Origin of the sequence: Adonisia turfae CCMR0081 (assembly GCF_011009555.1) — a bacterium.
GTDB classification, from domain to species: domain Bacteria; phylum Cyanobacteriota; class Cyanobacteriia; order Phormidesmidales; family Phormidesmidaceae; genus Leptothoe; species Leptothoe turfae.
The window spans coordinates 2,026,771-2,049,836 of sequence record NZ_QXHD01000004.1 but is presented as its reverse complement, the minus strand read 5'-3'; the positions used below and the strand labels follow the sequence as shown (position 1 = coordinate 2,049,836).

Genomic DNA, 23,066 nt, shown 5'->3' with positions numbered 1-23,066 from the left:
GGCAAATCATACTGGTGCAAACGCTTGGTCTGAGTCCGTGGCATGGGGGGGGGTTTGGTATGTTTGCCTCCATTGACCGTGACGAGCGTCGTGTCATTAAAACCCGTCTAATTGATTGCCAGCAGCAGCAAGAAATCATGTTGCCTGAGCTGGTGGCTGCATCGCCTAAATTTTTGAAGGCTGAAACCTATATTCATGTCAGCACCTTTCCAACACTCCAACAGTTAAGCCGCGTGGGCCAGCGTCTGCTTTCAATAGATTCTCAGAATCCTATTGCTGAACTTTATGGGGAAAATCGTGAGCAGGGTTGCGATACTAAAATTCAGCTACAGGCGTGGCGCTTGGTGTATGACGGTAAGACCATTGTCTATGAGCCGATTGCTGATCCGGTTGAGGTTGAGCTATGACCTGGGTCAAACAATGGAATCAATGGCTAGATAATCTGCTAGAACCGCCAACTTATTTGCTCGTACTGCGGCTGACAACGCTGCTGCTGCTGCTGCATGGCATTGATCACTGGCTGTGGACCATGTTGCCAGAAAAGCTTTTAGCGGCAGCTATGTTGCTCAATCCAAGCTTGGTGCGTCGGCCCTGGGTATGGCTAGGCATGAGCGCATGCCTTGTATTTAATAACCTTTGGCACTGGTCTACTTTAGTCAACCACGAATATCTCTACACTTACTGGGTGTTGGTGTGCACCATTGCAGTTTGGAGCCAAAAGCCTAAGCAGGTACTGCGCTGGAATTCTCGCTGGCTGATAGGGTTATGTTTCTTGTTTGCCACCCTTTGGAAATTTATCGGTGGCGAATATTTAGACGGTTCTTTTTTGCATCTGACATTTTTGCTGGATAGCCGTTTAGCAATGGGGGCTGTTCTCTTTGGTGGGTTGAACCTGACCACCCTTGCCGAGAATCGTCATATTTTTGAAACCATGCAGGCGTCAGCGGCTGTGTTAAATCCGCAAGAGCTAGCCACAACACCTCGTATGGCTGCTGCGAGTTTAGTGCTGTCCTATTGGACGATTTTGATTGAGGGGCTAGTCGCTGCTAGCTTTTTGCTAAAGGTGCCCCGTTGGCTGTATCAAAAGCGAGATTGGACACTCATAGTGTTTGTGATTACGACTTATGCTGTGATTCCAGTGATCGGGTTTGGTGCCCTACTAATGGTCATGGGGTTAATCCAGGCAAAAAGTAGTTTTATCGCTCGTACTTATTTAGGGTTGCTAATACTGATGCCTCTTTGGATGCCCTTACCCCAGGGGATATTTTGGTTGATCCAAAAAATATTTTTCCATGTGTAGGGATAGTTAGTCTTGGGTGTAGAGACTAACTATGGAACGTCTCTACACCCAAGATCCTCTGAGAGGCACCATGGTATGGCTAGGGGATTAACCGACCTGTGTATCCGGCGATTCTTGTAATAACCACAAACCGCTATAGGTCATGCCTGAATCATCGGGGCGGATTAGCAGAAAATGTAAGCCTTTGGACGTTACTTTGCGTTGTTCAAAGGCATTGGCTGCACCGCGTACATCGCTGTCTTCAAAGGTGGTGAGGACGAAGCGATCGCAAAGTCCCGCTTCCAAGATCAGTCCATCCGGCTGACCCGCTATATACTGCAAAAATGCAGGTTGCGTCGAATCTAACCACTGAGTCAACGCCATGGAGCGCTGACCACCATCAATCACTACACCCGGAATGAGGACCGTGCTAGATAGGCCAATTTCCAAAGGTAGTAGCTCTTTGGGGATGGAACGCACCGGTATCGCTTCGTATTGAAACCGCAGCAGATCGGCGTTGGATAGACCCGCAAACCGCCACGTTTCACCCCACAGATTATCTGGCAGAGGAATTGGTGTCGATCGCTCAATGGCAAATGGCGAATAGGCTTCTCCCGTGTAGGTTTTGAGATTTGAATACCAGGCGTTACGTTGCCGCAGCCATTGTTTTAAGGTAGGTAGCCTCCGTTGGGTCCCTACCGGGATATCCAATTCTCGACAGGCTACTTCCGTTAGGGTTTGGGTCTGGGGCCGAAAGACCTGTAGCACCTTGGGGCGATAGCCTGCTCGGTGGATGGCCTGCTTAATCTGATGACGTAGCCACATGGCATCGGCTTCAGGCTGCGGGCAGGTTTCCCCATAGCTGAAATCCATGTTTGGAGTACACACAAGTAACTCCCATAGGGGCTGATTGTCTGTGTTTTTTAAGGGGCGTCGGTAAAAGTCGAGTTGCCAGGGGGGACTCATGAAATATAGAGCTGGTTGACGTAGTCAGACACCATGCGATCGCTATTGAAAATAGGTGCAATGGTACGGATCGAGGCTTTCATTCGTTTTACCCAGGCGCGAGGAACGTGGTTGCGATCGCAATCATAATAAAGGCGCACAATTTCCCGTTCGAGCTGGGAATAAAACGATTCTGCATCTATCGTATCTTGAACGTCCTGATCTCTTGTTTCCGCATCTTCACCAATTGTCCAGCCGTTGAGGTGGAGCTTGTAGCCTTCACACCACCAACCATCCAACACACTGAAATTAATGCCGCCATTGAGGGCTACTTTCTGACCGCTGGTGCCAGAGGCCTCCAGGGGGCGACGGGGCGTATTTAGCCAAAGATCAATGCCCTGGACCATAAGCTTGGCCGTATACATGTCATAGTCTTCGATAAAGGCAATGCGGTCTCGCAGGTCTGGGTGACGACTCCATTCCATGACTCGCTGGATGATGCGCTTGCCAGCGGTATCGTTGGGCCGAGCTTTACCGGCGATGATTAGCTGTACCGGTCGCTTCTGATTAGAGAAAATTCGGGTGAGCCGACTGAGGTCGCGAAAAATCAGGTCACTGCGTTTATAGTCGCTAAATCGTCGGGCAAAGCCGAGGGTGAGGATTTTAGGGTCCAGCAGACGCTCTACTGCATTGATGTCATCGGAGCATTCTTTGCGATCTCGCCTGGCCTTAAGCACCCGGTCTCGCGTGTAGGCAATTAGCCGTGCTTTAAGAATTTGGTGCCGCTGCCACAGACGTTCGTCGGGAATATGTTCAATTTTGCTCCAAGTTTCTGGATCGCTGATGCGCTCGGCCCAGTGTTTGCCTAAATAGTCTTGATACAGGTCTTCTAAAAGTGGGGCAATCCAGCTGCGGGCATGGATGCCGTTAGTGACATGACCAATGGGGGCTTTTTTGTCTGAGCGCTCGGCGTAGAGGTTTTGCCAGAGCTGTCGAGATACCTCACCGTGGCGCTTGCTCACCGCATTAGCCGTCCGGGTCAGCTGTAGTGCTAAAGCCGTCATGCTAAACACGTCAGGACTTGAGGCTTGATGTCCTAAGGCCAAGAATTCTTCACGCTCTAGTCCCAATCTGGGCCAATAATCGGCAAAATAGTTCTCCATCATCCCCACGGAAAATGCCTGGCCTGTGGGCACTGGTGTATGTGTTGTAAAGAGGGTGCGATCGCACACATAGGATTTGACATCATCTAGGGTGCCGCCCATTTGTTCGAGTTCAAACCTGGCCAATTCCAGTAAAGCGAAGGCTGCATGCACATCATTCAGGTGATAAATGGCAGGCTCAATGCCCAACGCCTGCAGCATACGTACACCGCCGATACCCAAAAGCATTTCCTGGGCCAATTGCTTATCCGGGTCACCACTGTAGAGTTGGGCCGTGATGTGTCGGTCTTCACTATCGTTTTCAATAATGTCTGTATCCAACAAGTACAGCAGACTACGACCAACTTGCACCTGCCATACTTGAGCTTTAACCATGCGCTGGCCAATGATGACCCGAATTTTGAGCCGTTGCCCATGCTCATTGCATACCGGAATCAGCGGCAGATTTTCAAAGTCATTACAGGAGTAATGACTTTCTTGCCAGCCACTGCGATTAAGGCGCTGGGAGAAATAGCCCTGGTGGTATAACAGGCCCACACCCACCATTGGTAGCCCTAAATCCGAGGCTGATTTGAGGTGATCGCCAGCTAACACGCCCAAACCGCCACAGTACAGCGGTAGAGATTCATGAATACCGTACTCGATGCAGAAATAGGCAACTGGGTTATCAGAGGTAATACTAGGGGCTACTTCTTGAGCCCAGGTATGGTCTCTATGGAGATAGGTTTGAAACTCAGCGGCTAGGGTTTGTAATCGTTTGAGGTAGTTTGGATCTTCTGCAAGCTGCCACAGACGTTCTGGAGTAATTGCCTGCATAAGCGCTACAGGATTGTGCTGACAGTCTTGCCAAAGGTCAGGGGCCAGCACCCGAAATAGGGACCCACGCTCAGAGGTCCAGCTCCACCAATAGTTATAAATGAACTGGGTTAAGGGTTTGAGTGGAGGAGGAAGCTTTGCACTGAGGGAGCGACGAAGATTCATGGGTGAAGGAGAGGTAAATAACAGAGGCACGGATCAGTACCTAATGTGGGCAGAAAAATAGCTGAGACTTGCTGCGGTATAGTAAACCAGTCGTAAATCTGTCTTTTAATTGTTTGCCCTGTCTATGACGGGGCAACGATTGTAGCGATTAATTTAGCCTCATAAGGCAATAGTTCATGGCTCCAGCACTTACCCAGTTTGGTCAACAAATGTCCCACCTCACAGGGGTGCGGGCAATCATGAAAGATATCATCGAAACCCTTCAGTCGGGACAGTCTGCAGACTTTATTAACCTAAGTGCAGGCAATCCGGTAATTTTGCCTGAGGTTGAGCAGCTGTGGCGCGACTGCACCACTGATTTATTGGCCAGTTCAGACTACGGCGAGGTGGTGTGTCGCTATGGGTCTAGCCGAGGCTATGAACCATTGATTGATGCGATCGCAACTGATTTTAATCAACGCTATAACCTGAGCCTCACCGCCGAGAATATCCTGATTACCCCCGGCAGTCAGTCGCTGTACTTTCTGGCTGCCAATGCCTTGGGTGGCTACACCTCTGAGGGCAAACTCAAGGAAATTCTTTTACCCTTAAGCCCTGACTATACCGGGTATGGTGGTGTTTCGCTTTATCCCGAGGCTGTGCGAGCGTATCGACCCACCCTGGAGGTGGATGCTGCCGCCCATCGGTTCAAATATCGCCCCGACTTCAGCCAGCTGACGGTGACTGAACAGACCGGGTTTGTGCTGTTTTCTCGACCTTGTAATCCCACAGGCAATGTTCTCACCGACGAAGAGGTGCAACGCATTGCCCGTCTGGCGGCCAATGTCCCCGTCTTTATTGACTCAGCCTATGCTCCCCCGTTCCCGGCCCTCAATTTTACTGAGATGACGCCGATATTGACGCCTAACGTAGTTCACTGCATCAGCCTTTCAAAAGCCGGATTACCCGGTGAGCGTGTAGGCATTGCCATGGGTGATGCAGCGACCATTCGAGTGCTGGAATCTTTTCAGACCAATCTCTGTATTCATTCCTCTCGCTATGGTCAGGCGATTGCTGCCCATGCCATTGCCTCAGGGGCTTTAGCCGACATTGCTAAGACTGTGATTCGTCCCCACTATCAGCAGAAATTTTCAGTCATTGAAGCTACTTTAGACGAGACGATGCCAGATGTTCCCTGGTACCTACACCAGGCAGAAGGTTCCATATTTGCCTGGCTGTGGCTTCAGGATCTCCCCATAGATGATCAGGCGTTTTATCAAGCCTTGAAACGTTACGGGGTGATTATTGTCCCCGGTAGTCCATTTTTCCCTGGTCTGCGTGACGATTGGACCCATAAACACCAGTGCTTTAGGATTAGCCTGACGGATACCGCAGAGCGAATTGCGATCGCAATTCGTCGTTTGGCCCAGCTAACTGAGGACATTTACGGGCAGTCGACAACCCATGCCTAACAACTCTCAATCCCCAATCGACTGGCTCACCATTGGCCGTATTGTTGGTGCCCATGGCTTGAATGGCGAAGTTCGGGTCTATCCCGACAGCGATTTTCCAGAACGCTTTGAACAGCCGGGTGAGCGTTGGTTGCTCAAGCCAGGAGCCGCTAACCCAGAACCCATCAAGCTGGTGAAGGGGCGGTTTCAAGAGGGTAAAGGCCTGTATATTCTCAAACTGGCTGGTATCAATTATCGCAATCAAGCAGAGATACTGCGTGATGCACAGCTGTTGATACCCGCTGACGATCGTTTGCCCCTTGAACCGGGGGAATTCCATGTGGGCGATCTGATGGGACTAGCCGTGATCTTGCAGGAGACTGGAGAGCAAATTGGGTCGGTAATTGATGTGTATCGAGCCGGTAACGATTTGCTGGAGGTCGCTTTAGCGTCAGATCAGCCAGAGGAGGCTACCAAAGATAACGGACAAATAAAAGCGCGAACAGTTCTGATTCCGTTTGTAGAAGCAATAGTGCCGGTGGTTGATTTAACGCAAGGGCGTGTTGAGATTACTCCACCGGATGGCTTAATTGATTAGCGTTATGCGGCTGTCGGTTGTCGATAACAAGTCCTGCCGCTTGGGCCTGGCTGGTTAGTAGTTGCCGGATCCGTTCGAGGGTTGTAGGGTCATCAATCCGTTGCTCCTGGTAACCCCGCTGCCATACAGGAGCTCCTGGTACGCCTCTGACAAGATTGATGCGCTTAGCAGCTGCAGCTTTGAACCCAGCGACAAAGGATGAGAGAGCACGGGGTTTTGGCTGGCTTTGCTGCAAACTGTAGCTGCATACAGATTTTGCGTCGCTTTGGATTACGGCGATTAATGCTCGTACACCATTGGGGAGTACTGTCCAATGGTCTAGCTCAATATCACGCTGATGGGCGGCGGCTATCTGTTGCCATTCGTCTGCAGCAATTTGCCCCGAAGGATTGAGCTGTGTATGTTCTCCCAAAACATCACCAAATAGACATTCTTCTTGATGGGTTAGGAGATGAACGTGATAAAACGTGGCGTTGTGTGGGGAGTGACCCAACTGGAATGTACTAGCCAACCTTCCCTCAGTGCCTATCCAGGCATTGCATTGTTTTCCGTTGGTCTAGATTTCCCAAAGATGAGTATAAATTCTCGTCAGAATGCAAAGTGTGGAGATGTTCATAGAACATCTCCACACCAAAAAAATGATAAGAATGTTGACCAATATTCAATGGGCAGAGCGAGACTCGAACTCGCATGACCAAAGGCCGCCACATTTTGAGTGTGGTGCGTCTACCAATTTCGCCATCCGCCCGAATAGCTTTAACATTATACAGAGTTCAGCCACCTCTGTAACCCCCTTTTTCCCATTTACCAGTTTCGCCAGCCGCCTCTGGCATCTTCATTTAGTTGCAGACGGCGTGTTTGTAGTAGCCTTTGATAATTGAGGGTGTTATGCCATTGCATGATTTCCTTAGCACGTAGCACTGGGACGGGGTGGGTCAGCTCCTGGGTGCGTAATTGTTTGAGAAAAATTGCCAGTTGGTCATAGTTTAAATCTTCGTACGCGTTTGCTTGAGCGAGAAATGCGTCTAAGTTGAGTTGAGGGGAGAGGGTGGGGGAGCCTCCCGTTAATTTCATCAACACCGAGGCTACAACTCTGGATTCCTGACTGACTAAAAGGGCGGCGCGATCGCACGTAAATTCAGCACACCGCACCCATTCCAGAATCTGATTTTGTAGATTTTGAGCCAATACTGGGCCCAACGGTAGCTGGCTGGCGGCCAATGTCAGCAAATTAGCCAGGGTCAAATATATGCCATGGTCACATTTGAGATGCCCTAGTTCATGGCCGATGACTGCCTGCAGTTCCTTGGCATTCAGCAGCTCGATCAATGAGGTGTGCACCACAATAAACGGCTGCTTACCTCGCATGGCAAAGGTATAAGCATTGGGAACGGGATGCTGCTTCACATAAAGTTGAGGCGCTTCTATGTCTAAAATTTGACAAGCTTCAACCAATAGCTGATGGATGTCTGGCAGCTGTTGGGGGCCCACCAAAACACTGGTCGCAATATTTTCTAGGTAAAAAAATTGCTCTGCTGTGGGACGTAGCAGAGCGCGAATGGCCAGGTCTAAGCCTGGTAGTTGCTTAAGAGATTCTGTCGCCCGTAGATCGAGGGGATGGCGAAAATGGTTAGCTCGTAATCCAGTTAAAATGCATTTCTCACCCACGCCATCCATCTCCCCTATCGCTGAGCTTTACTAAGCTACAGTGTAGCGGTCTGCACCTAAACGATAACTGCCGGATTCGCCATATCCGTAGACGCTAGCGCAGGGTCTGGGATTCGACGTAATTTAGCCCCGACTGCGGCTAGCTTAGCCTCAATGTTTTCATAGCCGCGATCCAGGTGTTGTAACCCATGCAGTGTGGTTTTGCCTTCAGCAGCCAAGCCTGCCACTAGTAGGGCGGCGGCGGCTCGCAAATCAGTGCCCGTCACCGGAGCCCCTGACAAGTATGGAACGCCGCGAATTACAGCAGAATTCCCAGTCAGGCGAATATTTGCACCCATGCGGTTGAACTCAGCAACATGCTGTAACCGGTTTTCAAAAACGGTTTCTGTGATGACGCTATCGCCGTCTGCAAGGGTGGTCAGCGCCATAAACTGGGCCTGCATATCGGTGGGAAACCCTGGGTGGGGGCGAGTCTCAATTTCGATGGGTAAAAGCCGTTCACCGGGAATGATCCTGGCGCGATTGTGGCCTTCCATTTCAACCCTGGTGCCAGCTTCTGCCAGTTTGGCAATCACAGGTGTTAGGTGTTCTGGAAGAATGGGCGACAGGCTGATGGGGGATTTAGTGATAGCCCCGGCAAGCATGAACGTACCCGCTTCAATTCGGTCTGGAATAATGCCGTAGTCGGTGGAATGAAGGTGAGGAACACCAGCGATGGTGATGGTGTTTGTGCCTGCTCCACGAATGCGTGCACCCATGGCTCGACAGAAGTTGGCTAGATCCAGTACCTCTGGCTCCTGAGCGGCATTCTCAATGATGGTTTCCCCTTCAGCTAGGGTAGCTGCCATCATCAGGGTCTCTGTTGCACCAACGCTGGGGTAATCTAAATAAATTTTTCCGCCTTTTAAGCGATTGCGGGTGCCAGGTACGTAGGCATGAACAATACCATGGTCCATGTGTACTTCTGCACCCAGTGCCTGTAGTCCTCGGATGTGAAGAGCCACAGGACGAGCACCAATGGCGCAGCCTCCTGGCAGCGGCACCCGGGCAACGCCTAGACGGGCTAGTAAAGGGCCAATGACGAAGAAGCTGGCTCTAAGTTTGCTAACGATTTCGTAAGGTGCACGGGAATGACTGATAGAACTGGCATCTACATCCAGCATGTCTCCATGGCGAGACACCTTCACACCCAAGGCAGTGAGCACATCCGCCATGCGACCGATGTCTACTAAATCAGGGATGTTGCGAATCCGACAATCCTGCGAACACAGAATTGAACCTGCCATAACGACCAATGCCGAGTTTTTGGCTCCACTGACGGATATATGGCCACTGAGGGGCTGTTTGCCCCAAATTTCAATAACAGGTGAGGACTCGCTGGAGGAGCGTTGATCAGCCTGAAGTGAGGTATTGATGATAATGTCCTCCAAATTCAATAAAGAGACTCAGCCACACAAGAACATAAAAATGGCAATCTAGCCACTTTTGTTAACAATGGTGACGATTCTACCTGAAAGTACTTATTTGTTAAGCCATATTAATATCCTTTTGTCGTTGAATAGGTGTTTTAATTCTTTTGAAAAGCGAAAAATCGTCCTTAAAAGGCCAAAACTGGGGATTGACGAATCAGTCTGATTGCTAGACGATAGTAAACTACGGTTACTTTTATAGCCCTAAGCGGAACTGGCGGAATTGGTAGACGCGCTAGATTCAGGTTCTAGTGTTCGCAAGGACTTCCGGGTTCAAGTCCCGGGTTCCGCATTTTTAATTCAGTACTTTTATGTCTGGTTTTTGTCCTGATGTTTGACTCAAACTATTCTGAATCGTTTTGTTGTTGTTAGATGGCGGCAATAAAGTGCTTTAGTTTTCCTTATTTATTCAGACTTTTTTATCAATTATTGATTGATTGCTCAGGAAATTGATAGTGAGCTGGTTGAGTATTGGGCAGTAGCAATCGATACACTTGTATCCTTTACTGTTTATTGACTCTGTCAATGTGGTGAGTAAAGCAGACTGCGCCCAACGGCAAGGTCTGAGTGATAAAGCACTTAAATGCTAGAGAACCTGACAACAATTATCAGCACTAAAAATCCCCTGGCCAAGCAGTTTCGAAAGCTGCATCAGGCTAAGGAGCGGCGACGACAAAATGTGTTTCTGCTAGAAGGAACTCATCTCTTACAGGAAGCGTGTGCTGTTGAATATCCATTGCTTCAGGTCGCGTTCACAGAAAACTGGGGACATACCCATGGTGATTTATTGGACTGCTTAAGGCGGCTGGGGACTGATATTCGCTTGGTCAGTCCTGATGTGCTAGTCAGTATGTGTACCACTGTCAGCCCGGATGGAGTGGTGGCGATTGCGCGGCGCATTGCGCAGTCCACCAGGCTTGTAGAAAGGGTTTCCCTGGGTGTGGCGCTGCAACGGTTACAGGATCCAGGTAACTTGGGTACGGTGATCCGTACAGCAGCGGCAGCAGGATGCGATCGCATCTGGCTCACAACCGATAGCGTAGACGTAGATCATCCCAAGGTGCTACGGGCTACGGCAGGGCAATGGTTTCGTTTACCAATGCAGACCATTGCTACATTGAATGACTTAAAAAGCTTAGATGTACAGCTGGTGGCCACCACCCCTACAGCTTCCCTGGACTACTGGGATTTAGATCTGCGGCAACCGACTGTTTTTTTGATGGGAAACGAAGGCGCTGGGCTGTCGGAGCAAGCTATGGATTTAGCCACACATCAGGTCAAAATCCCATTGGCGGCTGGTGTGGAATCGTTGAATGTTGCGATCGCAACAGCTCTAATGCTTTACGAAGCCAAACGTCAGCGTCATGGTTGATGAGAGTTAGGCGGATCTTGACGAGCGTGGTTTTTTTGAATGTTGCGAGGCTGATGTGGCTGGGAAGATCGCGATTCATCTTGACCTGATTCCGGTTCTTGAGGCCCATCATCTAAAACGAGCGTATCCGTTGTATCGCCTAATAGCTCATCCAGGTGCTCCAAAGATTGCAGAAAATCGGCAACAGCAGACTGCCTTAGCTGACGTTTATCCATTGATCTTGCCTCGTTAGTAGGCCCTTTCAACCATTGCTGAATTGCTTAACATTGACTGAGCAATGTCTATGATTTTAGCGATCGCAATTGGTGTGGGGTCTTTAGTAATGAGATTTGTGAATCTAACCCTAGCCAAGATGTTCCAAGTCTAGGCAAAAGTAGAAAGTTAACTACGTTTTTGTAAAGAGCTCTGTTCGTTAGGAACTGGCCTTGGGGATAAAAATGGATCTACAGGTATTTAGTCAGACAGATATCGAATCTAACAAATTTGAAAATAATTGCTCAATATCAAGTTGTCTAATATCCACAATCTAGTTGAGAATGGATTCTGCCCCTATGTTGCCCATGTCGTTTTCTACCTTAGGCAAACGGCATCAATTCAATAACTAAGGGGTCGCAAATGTGCTGAAACAGGAGATCGTTGTGAGTTCATCCTTTGATTATGACCTAATCATCGTAGGTGCCGGTGTCGGTGGTCATGGGGCGGCATTGCACGCTGTGAAAAGCGGGTTAAAGACCGCCATTATTGAAGCGGCTGATATGGGAGGCACCTGCGTTAATCGAGGATGTATACCTTCGAAAGCATTGTTGGCTGCATCTGGTCGCGTCCGCGAATTGCGCGACAAGCATCATCTACAGTCCTTCGGCATTCAAGTGGGAGACGTGCAGTTTGAGCGCTCTGCCATTGCTGATCATGCCAGTAACTTGGTTAGCAAGATCCAGGGTGACTTAACCAATAGTCTGACTCGACTGGGTGTAGATACGATTCGCGGTTGGGGTAAGCTGGCCGGCACTCAGAAAGTGACTGTGACCACGGCTGATGGTGAAAAGACCTACACCGCTAAGGACATTATGCTGTCGCCAGGGTCTGTTCCCTTTGTGCCCCCTGGTATTGAGACTGATGGTAAAACCGTATTTACCAGCGACGAAGCAATTAAGCTGGACTGGCTACCTCAGTGGGTGGCCATTATTGGGAGTGGCTATATTGGTCTAGAATTTTCTGATGTGTATACGGCTTTGGGGTGTGAAGTCAGTATGATTGAGGCTTTGCCCCAGCTGATGCCCACCTTTGATCCGGACATCGCCAAAATCGCTAAGCGCGTTCTCATCGACCCTCGTGATATTGATACCCATGTGGGTGTGATTGCTAAGACCGTTACACCTGGCTCTCCAGTGACCATTGAGCTGGCTGATTTAAAAACGAAGGAAACGGTCGATGTGCTAGAGGTTGATGCTTGTCTGGTGGCAACTGGGCGCATCCCTGCCACGAAGGATATGGGCTTAGAAAGTCTGGCTATTGAAACTGACCGTCGTGGCTTTATCCCAGTAAATGACCGTATGGAAGTTCTGCGGGATGGTGAGCCCATACCCCATCTTTGGGCTATTGGTGATGCTACTGGCAAGATGATGTTGGCCCATGCTGCCTCAGCCCAGGGTGTGGTGGCTGTTGAAAATATTTTGGAAAATAATCGTACCGTTGACTATCGCAGTATTCCGGCCGCCGCATTTACCCATCCAGAGGTGAGCTTTGTCGGTCTTACTGAGCCTGCGGCTAAAGAGCTAGCTGCGGCAGAAGGTTTTAAGATTGGTGCCGTACGCAGCTACTTCAAAGCCAACTCCAAAGCGCTGGCAGAAAATGAATCTGATGGCCTGGCTAAGGTAATCTACCGTAAGGACACGGGGGAAATTCTGGGAACTCACATTATCGGTATCCATGCAGCGGACCTGATTCAAGAGGCTGCTAATGCTATTGCTCAGGGGTTAACCGTTAAAGATCTGTCCTTTATCGTCCATACACACCCAACGCTATCTGAGGTGTTAGATGAGGCCTTTAAGCGTGCTGAGGTGACGGCATGAAGATTAGACGGCGTCCTCCCAATCCTGCGGTAGCTGTTGATACTCTGCGCTATCAGGTGAAGGTTCCTGATAGTGAACCCCGCCATATCCTTGAGGAAATTGTTTGGCACAAGGAAGTCGAAGTGGAGCGTCTGCGGGGAAAAACATCGCTGGCAGAGTTACAACGGCAGGTCTTGACGGCACCTCCTCCATTAGATTTTGCTGCGGCTTTACGTAGCGGTAAGACATCACCCTCTGTGATTGCTGAGGTAAAGAAAGCCTCCCCCAGTAAGGGGGTGATCCGGGAAGATTTTGATCCGGTTGCGATCGCAACCGCCTACGAAAAAGGTGGAGCTACCTGTCTATCGGTGCTTACCGATCAAAAATTTTTCCAGGGTAGTTTTGACTATCTTGCTCAAGTGCGTCACGCCATAAGCCTGCCGATTCTATGTAAGGAATTCATCATTTATCCCTATCAGATTTATCTGGCCCGAATCTATGGAGCTGATGCTATTTTGCTGATTGCGGCCATTTTGTCAGACAAGGATTTGAGTTACTTTACGCGAATCGCTAAAGCCTTAGGAATGACTGCCCTGGTGGAGGTCCATACCGCTGAAGAACTAGACCGGGTGCTCAATGTAGACCAGGTTAACGTGCTTGGTGTGAATAACCGTAACCTCGAGGACTTTTCGGTTAGCTTAGACACTACGCAGGATTTGTTGGCCCATGCATCAACCCATGTCAGAGCTGATGACATGTTGTTTGTAAGTGAGTCTGGTATCCATCGACCGGATGACGTTATGCGGGTAGCGCAAGCTGGAGCCCATGCCATTTTAGTGGGTGAGTCGCTGATGCGGCAGCCCGATCCCGGTGCTGCTATTGGGCAGCTCATGACCTAGTCCCTGGAAGTTGTCTATTGTCTACCCGTTTCAGGTTCCCTACTCTGATTTTCCGACTATGGATCGTCCTATTCCCCTGCCATCCCATATCCATTACGAGCTATTACTAAGGCTCTTGGAACGTGAAACTACTGCGGCTATCTATCAGCACTCCCCACAGAAGGAACAACTCCAGGAACTGATTATTACCCTGCGTAAGGCAATGTCTCAGCAAAAGCAACTGGAAGAAAGTTGCCGAGCTTCAAGGTTGCCAGTGGAATATTACTGGTCATTAAATGAAAAACCAGGAATTTAAGGGAGATATAAGCCCGTTATCTTAAAAAATCCCACCTCAGCTTTGAAAACTGAGGTGGGATTTTTTCCAATCTATAACCAGTGCAGTGACAAATAGTCAGCTATCCCTAAGGATGAAGTAGTAGATCGGGGAAAAAACGATTAAATTCAATCAAGATACCAGCTGTGATCAGCATCCAAATTGTAGCTAATACAGGGGCTGTAGACAGGTATTTTACTAAGCCTTCGGGCATGGGAAAGTGTCCTGAATAAAAACATCTAAAAACAATAAGTCAGCACGACCCAGTTATATTGATTCGACTCATCAAGCCCAAGCCGTGCCTCTGATGTATTAATTAGCGAGGTGAAATTGTGATTTCATCATCCTTCGCAAACATGGCACCGGATGCCATATCCTTGAATGCAGCTAGGGGCCAAGCCGCACCCGCCAAAGAAGACTTGATAGCCAAGCCAGTATCGATGATGATTTCTTTCTCCTCGGGCTTCTTGGCAGTGCGAGACGCGATCAAGTAAGAACGCCCAGCCCAACCAATCCAGCCAGCGATGTAAAGGAATAAAATGCCGGGAATGACAAACTCACCAAGATGAGCAAAATCTCCATCTACCACCAAGTGGGGGAGGCCATCTTCGCCGCAAAGTAGGCTGGAGTTAGCATAAAAATCAAAACGTGCTTTAGCACCTTCTGTTTTGGCCGCAGAGGCACGTTGTTGGAACGCAGCAGATTCGCCACAGGGGGTCAAACCAGCCACGTTGTCTCCAGCCAAGCTGGCAGAGGCGGGTGCCGCGAAGCCAAACCAGAGGCAAAGTACTAGAGCCAGAGCAAACAACCGTCGCATAAAATGTTTCCTTTGTGTTTTACAAAAGACAAAAAATTAATTCAGTGAATCTCTTAACTTAGATAACTAACTGTAATGCTGCTTTAACTAGTTCCCTAGTGTGTATGCTTTATCAGTTAGCCGACGCAGTATTGAAGTCGCTTTTAAAACTCAACCAACGTGAACTAAATTAAGGATCTACTTGACTCTCAGGGATCATACCTTTCTGCCAAACCCTGGCAGGGAAATTACTCACAAGACTTTACATGACGACACAATTGACGCATGGCCACGATTTTAGCAATTGAAACCAGCTGTGATGAAACAGCCGCATCGGTGGTGAAGCATCATCAAGTGCTCAGTAGTGTTGTGGCATCCCAAATTGACCTGCATAGTCGCTATGGTGGTGTTGTGCCAGAGTTAGCATCCCGCGAACATTTGCTGACCATTGGCGACACAGTGAATGAAGCGTTGCTTAAATCTCAATTGGGTTGGGCTGATATCGACGCTGTTGCCACCACCTGTGCACCGGGCCTGGTGGGTGCTCTCTTGGTTGGTATGAGTGTTGGTAAAACCCTGGCAATGGTACATCACAAACCGTTTTTAGGTGTGCACCATCTGGAGGGACACATCTATGCAGCCTATTTAGAACACACTGATCTGCGGCCGCCTTTCCTGTGTCTATTAGTCTCCGGTGGGCACACCAGCTTGATTCGAGTTGATGGCTGCGGTCAATACAAATTGCTCGGTAAAACCCGAGATGACGCTGCCGGTGAAGCCTTCGATAAAGTCGCTCGCTTGCTGGCTCTGGGATATCCCGGCGGCCCTATCATTGATCAATTAGCCCAGCAGGGTGACCCGAAAGCATTTCGACTGCCAGAGGGCAACATTTCCTTGCCAGAAGGTGGCTATCATCCTTATGATGCAAGCTTTAGTGGTCTTAAAACCGCTGTTTTGAGGCTGGTAGAGCGCCTTAAATCAGAGGGGGTGGATCCACTCCCTGTAGCTGATATCGCTGCCAGCTTCCAGTACGCTGTGGTGCGGGCATTAGTGAAACGAGCGATGCGCTGTGCCCAAGACCAAAACCTGCCTGCGATTGTGATGGGAGGAGGTGTGGCTGCCAACAGTGGCTTGCGTCATGTAATTGCTGAGACAGCAGCAGCGCAAGGTATTAACATTTACATTCCCTCGCTAAAATTTTGCACGGATAATGCAGCCATGATTGCCTGTGCTGCTAGCGATCATTTTGATCAGGGACATTGTTCTAAATTAGATCTGGGAGTTTATTCTCGGCTCCCTCTAGAACACGTTGCTGAGTTATACCAGCGTTAACTGGTAAGGAGCAGCCATTGGCGGATCTGTGCTTCTAGCGCTAGTGGCTGTTCTAGCATGGCAAAGTGGCCGCATTGTTTGAACGCAACAACTGCTTCTTTGCCCTGACGAAAAAATTTATGAAAACTAGCCAAATGCTGTACGTAGCGAGGCTCCATAACCATATCTTGTTCACCGGTGATGAAATATACCGGTTGAGATAGCTGGGAGACTATCTGGGGCAGTTGATGGACTTCATCTTCAGTTGTTGATGCTAGGAGTGACTGAGCTGCCGCCTCTGGATCTGCCCTTAGAAAATCAATCAGCCGTTGTTGGCCCCAACGATAACTCAAGGTTTGTTGCACCATGATGTTGGCAAATACCCATGGTAATAATGGCAGATGCTGTAGCCATTGAGGTCGCCACCCTAACATTTGTTGCCCAGTGCTGCGAAATCTTTCAAAGGCATTGTGGATATATATGCCACCCCCTGCATTTACACAGATAACTCCTCGCACACGTTCTGGAAACAAATGAGCTGCCCATAGAGCAATACTGCCCCCCAAAGAATGGCCCATTAGCCATACATCCTCTAGTTCGAGGGCCTCTAATAATGCATTTAAATCATAGGCGTAGGCTGTAAGCCCGTAGGTGGGGGCATCTACAGTAATAGAGCGGCAAGATAGATCTTGGGTTGAATCCCCAAAGCCTCTCAAGTCGTAGGCAAGACACTCAATATCTGGAGCAAGCTGCTGCATCAGAGGTTGCCAATAGGCTCTACTGAGTAGCCAGCCATGAATGCAGACTAATACTGAACGATGGGTGGTGGTAGTGGAAAATAAATTGGGAGTGAAATCATAGACATGGGGCACTCCGAAGACAGGTGTCACCACCATGGTGCAAATCGCATTCGTAAGACAACATTCAAACTCGAACTAGTCCCATCCAACGTTCGATTGCTAAAGGCTTCACCTATCAACAGATAACAAATAGATAACCTCTGTTCCCGCATTCTCTAGTAAGGCCCGCCAAGTAAACGCTCGCGCATACCATCGGCAATCTTATGTCCTAAATATTCTGGAATTAAACTCTCATTGGGGCCTAATAGGTACAAGATCAATCGGGTACGACCACGCCATACCAATAGATTAGCATTCACCACCAGCAAATCTTCTTGCCAAATGGCATACATGACCTTATAAAACAGACCTGGTTGGTTATCTGCTTCGATGAGTAAGGCTGGCAAATGAAAGACTGGGTCTACATAAAATTCAGTTTCAACTTTTTCTAAGCCTGCGTTGAGGTTGAATTCAACGCTGAGCATTTCTTCCACTTCGTAGCGTCCGGCTAAAGCTTCTCGAATAGCCCGGCAGGTGTTATCGGCAGTTTTATCACTGAGGGCTTTACCCCCACGCGAGACCACCAGTTTGACAAACACCAGCATGGGTGGATAAATCTGTCCGTATAGGCTGAGGCTATGGATTGTTAGACCATAGGCTGTGAGTACACCAAAGATATCGCTGAGTAAAAAGGACTGATTACGATAGGCAAAATGGAGGGCGCTGCGATTACCTTCCGGTTTGATTTCAATAACGGCCTTTTTGGTTTTGTAGAGCTGATAGGCAAGCCGTAGGTTTTGCAATTGAATCTCACTACTGACAAATTGCTCATAAAATTGCGGAAACGCTCGGTTGAAGCGCTTCAGCAGCTCTACTGTCGATGTCTTTAATCCGGCTGCCATATGTATTCAGAAACTGCATGAGTTGTACCGGTTGGCTAATTTGGTTTACCACATTTGGCAAACTGAAACATGAACACACCCCATCAATTAAAACTTTGATGACTTTGCTCCAAAGTCCCTGACGCAATATTACCCAAAGTGTCTTGTTATCTCTGCTAAGGAAAACCGTGTCCGGTGTGAGAAACAGAGATCATTAGAAATACATACACTACTGTGTTCGCTGGTTACCGATTGGCCATGTAATTTTGATTGATCCTGAAGCAATGTTTTTACCCTCTTAGGAAAGGATAGGTCTATACTGCTAGAGTTAAAGCAGAGTTCATATTTCCAACCGTTTTGTTTGCATGGGTTTCTGGAAAAGCTTATTTAGTCCCACCGAGGCTTCATCAGTGCCCACACAAGCTGTTTCTGATGATTATGCGATAAATCCAACCGGTTCTGACCAGGTGGCTCGTATTGTTTTTAGTACAGATCGAAACATTGATTTGTATGAGTTAGAAGAGCTCTGCGATGCTGTTGGGTGGTCGCGTCGACCTCTAAGAAAGGTCAAAAAAGCTATTCAACACAGTTTTTTAGTGGTCACCATGTGGGAGCAGCAAGGGGCCCGTAAACGATTAATTGGCTTTTCCCGAGCTACCTCAGATCATGCCTTTAATGCAACCATTTGGGATGTTGTGGTGCATCCTAGCTTTCAGGGTAGAGGTTTGGGCAAGGCACTGATGCAGCAACTGATCAAGAAACTTCGCAGTGAAGATATCAGTAACGTTACGCTGTTTGCCGATCCCCATGTTGTGAACTTTTACAAAAACTTAGGGTTTATGCCAGACCCAGAGGGCATTAAGGGGATGTTTTGGTACCCAGATTAGGCATTAAACGGTAATTGCCCCATAAGCTTTGCTAGTTTCTGGTATTGAGGTGGGTTGTACGCATTTAAGACATCAAGAGTGATATCTGAGGTGCGAGTCTAGTCTTGCCCTACCTGCATAGTTGTTTGGCTTCAGTAATCCATTGTGAAACTTGGGCTGTATCTGGGCTCAGGTCAGCTCGCTGCATGAGTTTTATTTGGAGTCGCTTAAGTTGGGAGTGAAGTTGGGCAACAGGTAATAGTGCCAATTGCTGAGGTGAGCTAATGCCAGCGTGCAATAGTAGACCGCAGTATTTGCATCCTACGCTGGGGAGGCAAGCTAGTTGGGCTAAGGCCGTCCACTTGTTGACATATTTGATATGAGAGTTAAGCTGCTGGGCCAGCTTTAAGCGTGCTGACTGGGTGCGAGTTGCATTGAGTAGGTCAAAAGTCGTGAAAATATTCAATATATTTAGCTGCTGCTGGTGCTCGTCAGAGATGCCTGGTAGCTGCTCAATAGCCCAGTTTTGAAGTCGGATAGAGTTAGGTATTCTGAGCGGTTCAAAAACCATTGGGTAAACAGAGGTATATTTATGTTAGGTTGTTAATCTATTGCACTTGGGCTTTAGCAGTTTAATTGTCTAGGGTGTTTTTGACCACGGGATGTAGCGCAGCTTGGTAGCGCGCCTGCTTTGGGAGCAGGATGTCGCAGGTTCGAATCCTGTCATCCCGATTTTTTAAATTTGTGTTGTAATCCTGTAATCTCTCTGTGCAAGATTTTTGAGTCTATTGGATGCGGGATATTATCAGTACTCCTGGGGTAGCTTGGGATCTTTGCTTGGGACGGTGGCCAGTTGTAGAAATGTCTCAGCTTATCGTAGATGAAGTTAAGCTGTGTTAGATGATGAAGACTGAGCAAGTCAGTAGTTTGGCATCAGGAGGAAGTATGAAAGCAATGTTTGGTCGTTTTCTATGTGGCCTATTAGGTGGTGGTGTTATTGCCGCTACATTCCATACCCCTCAAGCAGCAGCGCTTTCGGAAGATGAATTGCTCATTAAATTTGCAGAAGTCCCTGTTTTTGTGGTGGCTGATAGTTCTGGTGGCTATGTGACATCAGTTGTTGATTTGCCCAATGATGGCATGGGAAATGTATCTCTACTACGGGTGTTCTTTACTGAAGATGATGTGCTCAGTTTTGTAGAGCAGGTTCGCGAAGAGGAGCCTCGATTTAACCAAGGTGGCTCTGTTGGTGTGATTGACTTAGCATCTGTTCATCGCCTAGCCCAGGAAGAACGGGAAGTCCCTTTAAAGTTGATCTTTATTCCTGAGGCTGAAGAATTGGAGGCAGCGCGTGCTTTGGATAGTAATTTTGGTGGGACTACCTCTTCATCGTTGGTTCCTTTGTTTGCTTTGCAAGATGCTGCTGGGAATTATCTGCCGCTATCGATTGGTGATGACTCTGAAGAGTCTATTTTCTCCATGTTCTTCTCCAAGCAGGATGCAGATAGTGTCTTAAGTTCTATTCAAGCGTCTAACCCTAATATGTCTCAGGTAAATGTTGGTGTGGTTTCCTTGGCAGATTTATCTGGGAATATCTTGGGCAGTGATAATGAAGCGTTTGAGCGTATTCGCTTCTTGCCAGATTCAGATGTGATTAATCATATTCAGAGTTTGGACTTGCAATAGTGGGTAGTGGCTCATCTAGTCTGAAGGTTGCGACAGCGATCATACTGGGTGAGCGTCTGAGTGAGATTGATTATTGAGGTAAGGTTCGACGCTAAAGGTCTAATGGGGCCTCACTAGGTATCTTGCGGAGCAGGCTATAGATTTTGTGGGCCATCGATAATTTGGTGTCGGTGGCCAATGTTATTTGTTGGCCGTATTTATCTAGGAAGATGCCATGGTTGCGATCGCTGCCAAATCCACTCTCCGGCTGATCTACTGGGTTGGCCACAAGGGCATCCAATCCTTTACGCTGTAGCTTGCCTAGGGCAGGCTGAATAATATCGCCTGTTTGAGCCGCAAACCCCACCAGGGTTTGGTCGGCTCTTTTGTTAGCGGACAGTTTTGCCGCAATATCTGTGACCGGTTCAAGGGGTAACGGGTTAGGTAAATCTGCCTTAGCAAGTTTGCCAGTGACGTGCAACTGGGGGCGCATATCAGCTACTGCTGCGGCCATGATGATCCAGTCTACAGTGTCTAACTGAGCCATCAGGGCCGCTTCCATATCGGCGGCACTAACAACGGCTGTGGTTTGCACTGGATCTGGAATGGTCTGGCGGAGATGTCTTTCCATGGGGCCATGTACTAAGGATACATGTGCTCCACGATGGACGGCGGCAGTGGCTAAAGCAATGCCCATACGACCAGTCGATGGATTGCCAATGTAGCGAACGGCGTCGATAAATTCCTGGGTGCTACCAGTACTAATGAGGACGCGCTTGCCCTTGAGGTCACGACGACCTTGGGTGTGTTTGAGAGACTCTAGGGCAGCGAGGATGGTCTGGGGTGTGGCCATGCGACCGGTGCCGATGCGATCGCACGCTAACCTGCCAGCCGCTGGTCCCACCGCATGGTAACGTTCATCCGTTAAAACCTGGTGCCAGTTACGCTGGACAGACGGCTGTAGCCACATATCCGTATTCATAGCCGGAGCCAGTAGCACTGGGCATGTGGATGCTAAGACCGTATTGCTTAGCAGATTGTCTGCTAAGCCGTGGGCCAATTTCCCCAGAGTATTTGCTGTTAACGGTGCAATCAAAAAACAGTCCGCCCATTCAGCTAGCTCAATATGTAGGGGGCGAGCCTGGTCAGCGGACCAAAAATTATCATCGGTGTAAGCGTTATGACGTGAGAGGGTGGCAAAGGTCAAAGCCGAAACAAACGCCTCTGCCGAGGACGTCAGAATAACCCGTACCTCTGCCCCTGCTTTAGCCAGGGTAGACACCACCTCACAAACTTTATAGGCCGCTATGCCGCCACTAATGCCGACCAAAATTTTGGTCGTTGGTGACGCATCTGTCATTAGGCTTCGTCGTAGGTTTCTACATCTAATAAATGTAGATAAGAACGCACTAGCTCTGGACGCTGGAATGCTATTGACCGTAGTCGATGCCAATCCTGCAGACCTTCAAAGGCTGTCGTGTATTCATCCTGTTCTAGACGTTGTGCCAGCTGATCGACCTCTTCTTGAGTAACGTCAGCAATGGGCTTATCAGAAACTTTGCTTGTACTTAAAACCATGGGTGCTGGCTCCTGTGGGCGGGCGCTGTCTCCAGTGTATTCGGTGTCGTTATCACTGTCCCGGAGTGCGTCTGAAATGTTACACCTAGTTTTTACAAAGTTTTTCGCAAAAATTCTTGGCCATCTCTAGTACCTGTAGGTTGATTTCGTGCCCCATGTTGAATTCGTGATAGTCAACATCAACTGACAAGTGGCCGAGTTCAGCTTTGTTTTGATGGGCTTGGGTAATGGGAACCACTGGGTCTTGGCGGCCATGGACTAGCAGAATGGGGCGTGGATTAATGGGCGTTACTAAGGGACCGTGGCTATAACCGCTAAGGATCATCATTCCTGCAACGGGCAGCCCCATGCCAATGTCTAATGTCATGGCTCCCCCTTGGGAAAAGCCGCCGAGGATAGTTTTCCCCAATGGAATGCCGGTTTTTTCCGGTAAAGCGGTGATCCAGTCGAGTAGCAACTGCCGACTTTGCTGTAGATCTGCTTGATGGGTGAAGGGCTGGTCAAAGTCGAAAATGTCAGGTAGGGCGTACCACATCCGTCCGTTAGGTGCTCCCATACCATTGGCTATTTTGTGAGCATGGGGAGCATCTGGGAACAGCATTTGATACTTATCTAGCTGCATATAAGGGGCAATGCCTGCAACGTCCTGCGCATTAGCTCCCCAGCCATGGAGAAGAATCAAAAGATGGTCAGCGGTAGAGTCACCAGCGGACAGGGCACGAAGTGACATAGGCAAACAGTGATTAGTGGGAAGGTCGCTACGGATTCTACCGTAGACCCGCCATAGACCTTTCAATCTCTGTTCTATGTCTAGAAATAGTAAATACCAAAGGCCTTGCGTATTACCGTCAATGACAAGAACTAAAAAATTGTAACCGAGGCTTGAATAGCAATGGAAACCCCATAAAAGCATATATGAGGACGTTGGGGTAAGCTCACTTGACCACATAAATTTCATCAAT

At 48.7% G+C, this 23,066-nt stretch carries 25 protein-coding genes and 3 tRNA genes; 13 read left to right on the top strand and 15 right to left on the bottom strand.

The window, feature by feature from the left end:
* Positions 1-407 (top strand): hypothetical protein (locus tag DXZ20_RS13105; RefSeq protein WP_250565746.1); only part of this gene is annotated, 407 nt, incomplete at its 5' end.
* On the top strand, positions 404-1,300 hold the full coding sequence (locus DXZ20_RS13100; protein WP_163664796.1) for a hypothetical protein: 897 nt from the start codon (positions 404-406) through the stop codon (positions 1,298-1,300). The genes DXZ20_RS13105 and DXZ20_RS13100, both read left to right, overlap by 4 nt.
* 87 nt (positions 1,301-1,387) lie before the next feature.
* Here the strand turns inward: DXZ20_RS13100 and DXZ20_RS13095 are convergent, their stop codons facing one another.
* Both DXZ20_RS13095 and glgP read right to left on the bottom strand, forming a co-directional pair.
* Entirely contained in the window at positions 1,388-2,245 is an 858-nt protein-coding gene (locus DXZ20_RS13095; protein WP_163664798.1) for a Tab2/Atab2 family RNA-binding protein, read from the bottom strand.
* The gene (gene glgP, locus DXZ20_RS13090; RefSeq protein WP_163698604.1) at positions 2,242-4,368 is read right to left on the bottom strand and encodes an alpha-glucan family phosphorylase; all 2,127 of its coding nucleotides are present in this window, start codon (positions 4,366-4,368) and stop codon (positions 2,242-2,244) included. The genes DXZ20_RS13095 and glgP overlap by 4 nt, the downstream gene beginning before the upstream one ends.
* Before the next feature lie 176 nt (positions 4,369-4,544).
* Between glgP and DXZ20_RS13085 the strand changes: the two genes are divergently transcribed.
* Positions 4,545-5,819, top strand: a complete 1,275-nt coding sequence (locus tag DXZ20_RS13085) for a valine--pyruvate transaminase (RefSeq protein ID WP_163664802.1) — start codon at positions 4,545-4,547, stop codon at positions 5,817-5,819.
* Positions 5,812-6,396: a ribosome maturation factor RimM gene (gene rimM / locus DXZ20_RS13080; protein WP_163698602.1), complete on the top strand. Its 585-nt coding sequence runs from the start codon at positions 5,812-5,814 to the stop codon at positions 6,394-6,396. The genes DXZ20_RS13085 and rimM overlap by 8 nt, the downstream gene beginning before the upstream one ends.
* On the opposite strand, the gene DXZ20_RS13075 is transcribed toward rimM, so the two are convergent.
* From DXZ20_RS13075 to murA, 4 genes are all read right to left on the bottom strand, one after another.
* The gene (locus DXZ20_RS13075) at positions 6,368-6,907 is read right to left on the bottom strand and encodes a hypothetical protein (protein ID WP_163664806.1); all 540 of its coding nucleotides are present in this window, start codon (positions 6,905-6,907) and stop codon (positions 6,368-6,370) included. The genes rimM and DXZ20_RS13075 overlap by 29 nt on opposite strands.
* 154 nt (positions 6,908-7,061) lie before the next feature.
* Positions 7,062-7,144, bottom strand: a tRNA-Leu gene (locus DXZ20_RS13070).
* Between the two features lie 56 nt (positions 7,145-7,200).
* Positions 7,201-8,073 (bottom strand): M48 family metallopeptidase, encoded by an 873-nt coding sequence (locus DXZ20_RS13065; RefSeq protein WP_163698599.1) that lies wholly within the window; start codon positions 8,071-8,073, stop codon positions 7,201-7,203.
* Positions 8,074-8,120: 47 nt separating this feature from the next.
* Positions 8,121-9,494, bottom strand: a complete 1,374-nt coding sequence (gene murA, locus DXZ20_RS13060; protein WP_163698597.1) for a UDP-N-acetylglucosamine 1-carboxyvinyltransferase — start codon at positions 9,492-9,494, stop codon at positions 8,121-8,123.
* 247 nt (positions 9,495-9,741) lie between these two features.
* Between murA and DXZ20_RS13055 the strand changes: the two genes are divergently transcribed.
* Both DXZ20_RS13055 and DXZ20_RS13050 read left to right on the top strand, forming a co-directional pair.
* Positions 9,742-9,825: transfer RNA gene (locus DXZ20_RS13055), tRNA-Leu, on the top strand.
* Positions 9,826-10,116: 291 nt separating this feature from the next.
* A complete protein-coding gene (locus DXZ20_RS13050) occupies positions 10,117-10,905 on the top strand; it encodes a TrmH family RNA methyltransferase (RefSeq protein ID WP_163664812.1) in 789 nt (262 codons plus the stop codon).
* Here DXZ20_RS13050 and DXZ20_RS13045 read toward each other — a convergent pair.
* A complete protein-coding gene (locus DXZ20_RS13045; RefSeq protein ID WP_163664814.1) occupies positions 10,896-11,120 on the bottom strand; it encodes a hypothetical protein in 225 nt (74 codons plus the stop codon). The genes DXZ20_RS13050 and DXZ20_RS13045 overlap by 10 nt on opposite strands.
* A gap of 423 nt (positions 11,121-11,543) precedes the next feature.
* Here DXZ20_RS13045 and lpdA point away from each other — a divergent pair, with 423 nt between their 5' ends.
* Genes lpdA through DXZ20_RS13030 form a run of 3 tightly spaced genes read left to right on the top strand, consistent with a single transcriptional unit; the run spans position 11,544 to position 14,150 of the window.
* Positions 11,544-12,977 (top strand): dihydrolipoyl dehydrogenase, encoded by a 1,434-nt coding sequence (gene lpdA / locus DXZ20_RS13040; protein WP_006517996.1) that lies wholly within the window; start codon positions 11,544-11,546, stop codon positions 12,975-12,977.
* The gene (gene trpC / locus DXZ20_RS13035) at positions 12,974-13,855 is read left to right on the top strand and encodes an indole-3-glycerol phosphate synthase TrpC (protein WP_163664816.1); all 882 of its coding nucleotides are present in this window, start codon (positions 12,974-12,976) and stop codon (positions 13,853-13,855) included. Before lpdA ends, trpC begins: the two co-directional genes overlap by 4 nt.
* 58 nt (positions 13,856-13,913) lie before the next feature.
* Positions 13,914-14,150, top strand: coding sequence for a DUF5340 domain-containing protein (locus DXZ20_RS13030; protein ID WP_163664818.1), 237 nt, complete (start codon positions 13,914-13,916; stop codon positions 14,148-14,150).
* A 106-nt stretch (positions 14,151-14,256) separates the two neighbouring features.
* Here the strand turns inward: DXZ20_RS13030 and psaJ are convergent, their stop codons facing one another.
* Together psaJ and DXZ20_RS13020 are read right to left on the bottom strand one after the other, a co-directional pair.
* On the bottom strand, positions 14,257-14,382 hold the full coding sequence (gene psaJ / locus DXZ20_RS13025) for a photosystem I reaction center subunit IX (protein WP_006517993.1): 126 nt from the start codon (positions 14,380-14,382) through the stop codon (positions 14,257-14,259).
* A 102-nt stretch (positions 14,383-14,484) separates the two neighbouring features.
* Positions 14,485-14,985, bottom strand: coding sequence for a Photosystem I reaction center subunit III (locus tag DXZ20_RS13020; protein WP_163664819.1), 501 nt, complete (start codon positions 14,983-14,985; stop codon positions 14,485-14,487).
* Between the two features lie 264 nt (positions 14,986-15,249).
* Here DXZ20_RS13020 and tsaD point away from each other — a divergent pair, with 264 nt between their 5' ends.
* Entirely contained in the window at positions 15,250-16,296 is a 1,047-nt protein-coding gene (gene tsaD, locus DXZ20_RS13015; RefSeq protein WP_163698595.1) for a tRNA (adenosine(37)-N6)-threonylcarbamoyltransferase complex transferase subunit TsaD, read from the top strand.
* On the opposite strand, the gene DXZ20_RS13010 is transcribed toward tsaD, so the two are convergent.
* Together DXZ20_RS13010 and DXZ20_RS13005 are read right to left on the bottom strand one after the other, a co-directional pair.
* Positions 16,293-17,171, bottom strand: coding sequence for an alpha/beta fold hydrolase (locus DXZ20_RS13010; RefSeq protein ID WP_163698593.1), 879 nt, complete (start codon positions 17,169-17,171; stop codon positions 16,293-16,295). The genes tsaD and DXZ20_RS13010 overlap by 4 nt on opposite strands.
* Positions 17,172-17,290: 119 nt before the next feature.
* Positions 17,291-18,016: a hypothetical protein gene (locus DXZ20_RS13005; RefSeq protein WP_006517989.1), complete on the bottom strand. Its 726-nt coding sequence runs from the start codon at positions 18,014-18,016 to the stop codon at positions 17,291-17,293.
* 344 nt (positions 18,017-18,360) lie between these two features.
* On the opposite strand from DXZ20_RS13005, the gene DXZ20_RS13000 reads away from it, so the two are divergent.
* Positions 18,361-18,882 carry a GNAT family N-acetyltransferase gene (locus DXZ20_RS13000; protein WP_006517988.1) on the top strand — a complete coding sequence of 174 codons (522 nt, stop codon included), beginning with the start codon at positions 18,361-18,363 and terminating at the stop codon, positions 18,880-18,882.
* A 109-nt stretch (positions 18,883-18,991) separates the two neighbouring features.
* On the opposite strand, the gene DXZ20_RS12995 is transcribed toward DXZ20_RS13000, so the two are convergent.
* Positions 18,992-19,432, bottom strand: coding sequence for a DUF4332 domain-containing protein (locus tag DXZ20_RS12995; RefSeq protein WP_163664825.1), 441 nt, complete (start codon positions 19,430-19,432; stop codon positions 18,992-18,994).
* Positions 19,433-19,519: 87 nt separating this feature from the next.
* Between DXZ20_RS12995 and DXZ20_RS12990 the strand changes: the two genes are divergently transcribed.
* Positions 19,520-19,593: transfer RNA gene (locus DXZ20_RS12990), tRNA-Pro, on the top strand.
* 213 nt (positions 19,594-19,806) lie between these two features.
* On the top strand, positions 19,807-20,547 hold the full coding sequence (locus DXZ20_RS12985) for a Tic22 family protein (RefSeq protein WP_163698591.1): 741 nt from the start codon (positions 19,807-19,809) through the stop codon (positions 20,545-20,547).
* A gap of 91 nt (positions 20,548-20,638) precedes the next feature.
* On the opposite strand, the gene coaBC is transcribed toward DXZ20_RS12985, so the two are convergent.
* The 3 genes from coaBC to DXZ20_RS12970 all read right to left on the bottom strand — a co-directional run bounded on the left by coaBC (position 20,639) and on the right by DXZ20_RS12970 (position 22,834).
* Entirely contained in the window at positions 20,639-21,886 is a 1,248-nt protein-coding gene (coaBC, locus tag DXZ20_RS12980; RefSeq protein ID WP_163664829.1) for a bifunctional phosphopantothenoylcysteine decarboxylase/phosphopantothenate--cysteine ligase CoaBC, read from the bottom strand.
* A complete protein-coding gene (gene isiD / locus DXZ20_RS12975) occupies positions 21,886-22,104 on the bottom strand; it encodes a protein IsiD (RefSeq protein WP_163664831.1) in 219 nt (72 codons plus the stop codon). Before isiD ends, coaBC begins: the two co-directional genes overlap by 1 nt.
* Before the next feature lie 85 nt (positions 22,105-22,189).
* Positions 22,190-22,834: an alpha/beta hydrolase gene (locus DXZ20_RS12970; protein ID WP_163698589.1), complete on the bottom strand. Its 645-nt coding sequence runs from the start codon at positions 22,832-22,834 to the stop codon at positions 22,190-22,192.
* Positions 22,835-23,066 lie beyond the last annotated feature (232 nt).

Bases quoted from the DNA above. Each gene is read 5' to 3' on its own strand.
- DXZ20_RS13085 (WP_163664802.1), top strand. From the start codon at position 4,545: ATGGCTCCAGCACTTACCCAGTTTGGTCAACAAATGTCCCACCTCACA.
- DXZ20_RS12985 (WP_163698591.1), top strand. From the start codon at position 19,807: ATGAAAGCAATGTTTGGTCGTTTTCTATGTGGCCTATTAGGTGGTGGT.
- glgP (WP_163698604.1), bottom strand. From the start codon at position 4,368: ATGAATCTTCGTCGCTCCCTCAGTGCAAAGCTTCCTCCTCCACTCAAA.
- DXZ20_RS13030 (WP_163664818.1), top strand. From the start codon at position 13,914: ATGGATCGTCCTATTCCCCTGCCATCCCATATCCATTACGAGCTATTA.
- isiD (WP_163664831.1), bottom strand. From the start codon at position 22,104: ATGGTTTTAAGTACAAGCAAAGTTTCTGATAAGCCCATTGCTGACGTT.
- DXZ20_RS13010 (WP_163698593.1), bottom strand. From the start codon at position 17,171: ATGGTGGTGACACCTGTCTTCGGAGTGCCCCATGTCTATGATTTCACT.
- DXZ20_RS13005 (WP_006517989.1), bottom strand. From the start codon at position 18,016: ATGGCAGCCGGATTAAAGACATCGACAGTAGAGCTGCTGAAGCGCTTC.
- DXZ20_RS13100 (WP_163664796.1), top strand. From the start codon at position 404: ATGACCTGGGTCAAACAATGGAATCAATGGCTAGATAATCTGCTAGAA.
- DXZ20_RS13045 (WP_163664814.1), bottom strand. From the start codon at position 11,120: ATGGATAAACGTCAGCTAAGGCAGTCTGCTGTTGCCGATTTTCTGCAA.
- tsaD (WP_163698595.1), top strand. From the start codon at position 15,250: ATGGCCACGATTTTAGCAATTGAAACCAGCTGTGATGAAACAGCCGCA.
- DXZ20_RS13000 (WP_006517988.1), top strand. From the start codon at position 18,361: ATGGGTTTCTGGAAAAGCTTATTTAGTCCCACCGAGGCTTCATCAGTG.
- DXZ20_RS12995 (WP_163664825.1), bottom strand. From the start codon at position 19,432: ATGGTTTTTGAACCGCTCAGAATACCTAACTCTATCCGACTTCAAAAC.
- coaBC (WP_163664829.1), bottom strand. From the start codon at position 21,886: ATGACAGATGCGTCACCAACGACCAAAATTTTGGTCGGCATTAGTGGC.
- DXZ20_RS12970 (WP_163698589.1), bottom strand. From the start codon at position 22,834: ATGTCACTTCGTGCCCTGTCCGCTGGTGACTCTACCGCTGACCATCTT.
- DXZ20_RS13095 (WP_163664798.1), bottom strand. From the start codon at position 2,245: ATGAGTCCCCCCTGGCAACTCGACTTTTACCGACGCCCCTTAAAAAAC.
- DXZ20_RS13050 (WP_163664812.1), top strand. From the start codon at position 10,117: ATGCTAGAGAACCTGACAACAATTATCAGCACTAAAAATCCCCTGGCC.
- trpC (WP_163664816.1), top strand. From the start codon at position 12,974: ATGAAGATTAGACGGCGTCCTCCCAATCCTGCGGTAGCTGTTGATACT.
- DXZ20_RS13065 (WP_163698599.1), bottom strand. From the start codon at position 8,073: ATGGATGGCGTGGGTGAGAAATGCATTTTAACTGGATTACGAGCTAAC.
- rimM (WP_163698602.1), top strand. From the start codon at position 5,812: ATGCCTAACAACTCTCAATCCCCAATCGACTGGCTCACCATTGGCCGT.
- DXZ20_RS13020 (WP_163664819.1), bottom strand. From the start codon at position 14,985: ATGCGACGGTTGTTTGCTCTGGCTCTAGTACTTTGCCTCTGGTTTGGC.
- psaJ (WP_006517993.1), bottom strand. From the start codon at position 14,382: ATGCCCGAAGGCTTAGTAAAATACCTGTCTACAGCCCCTGTATTAGCT.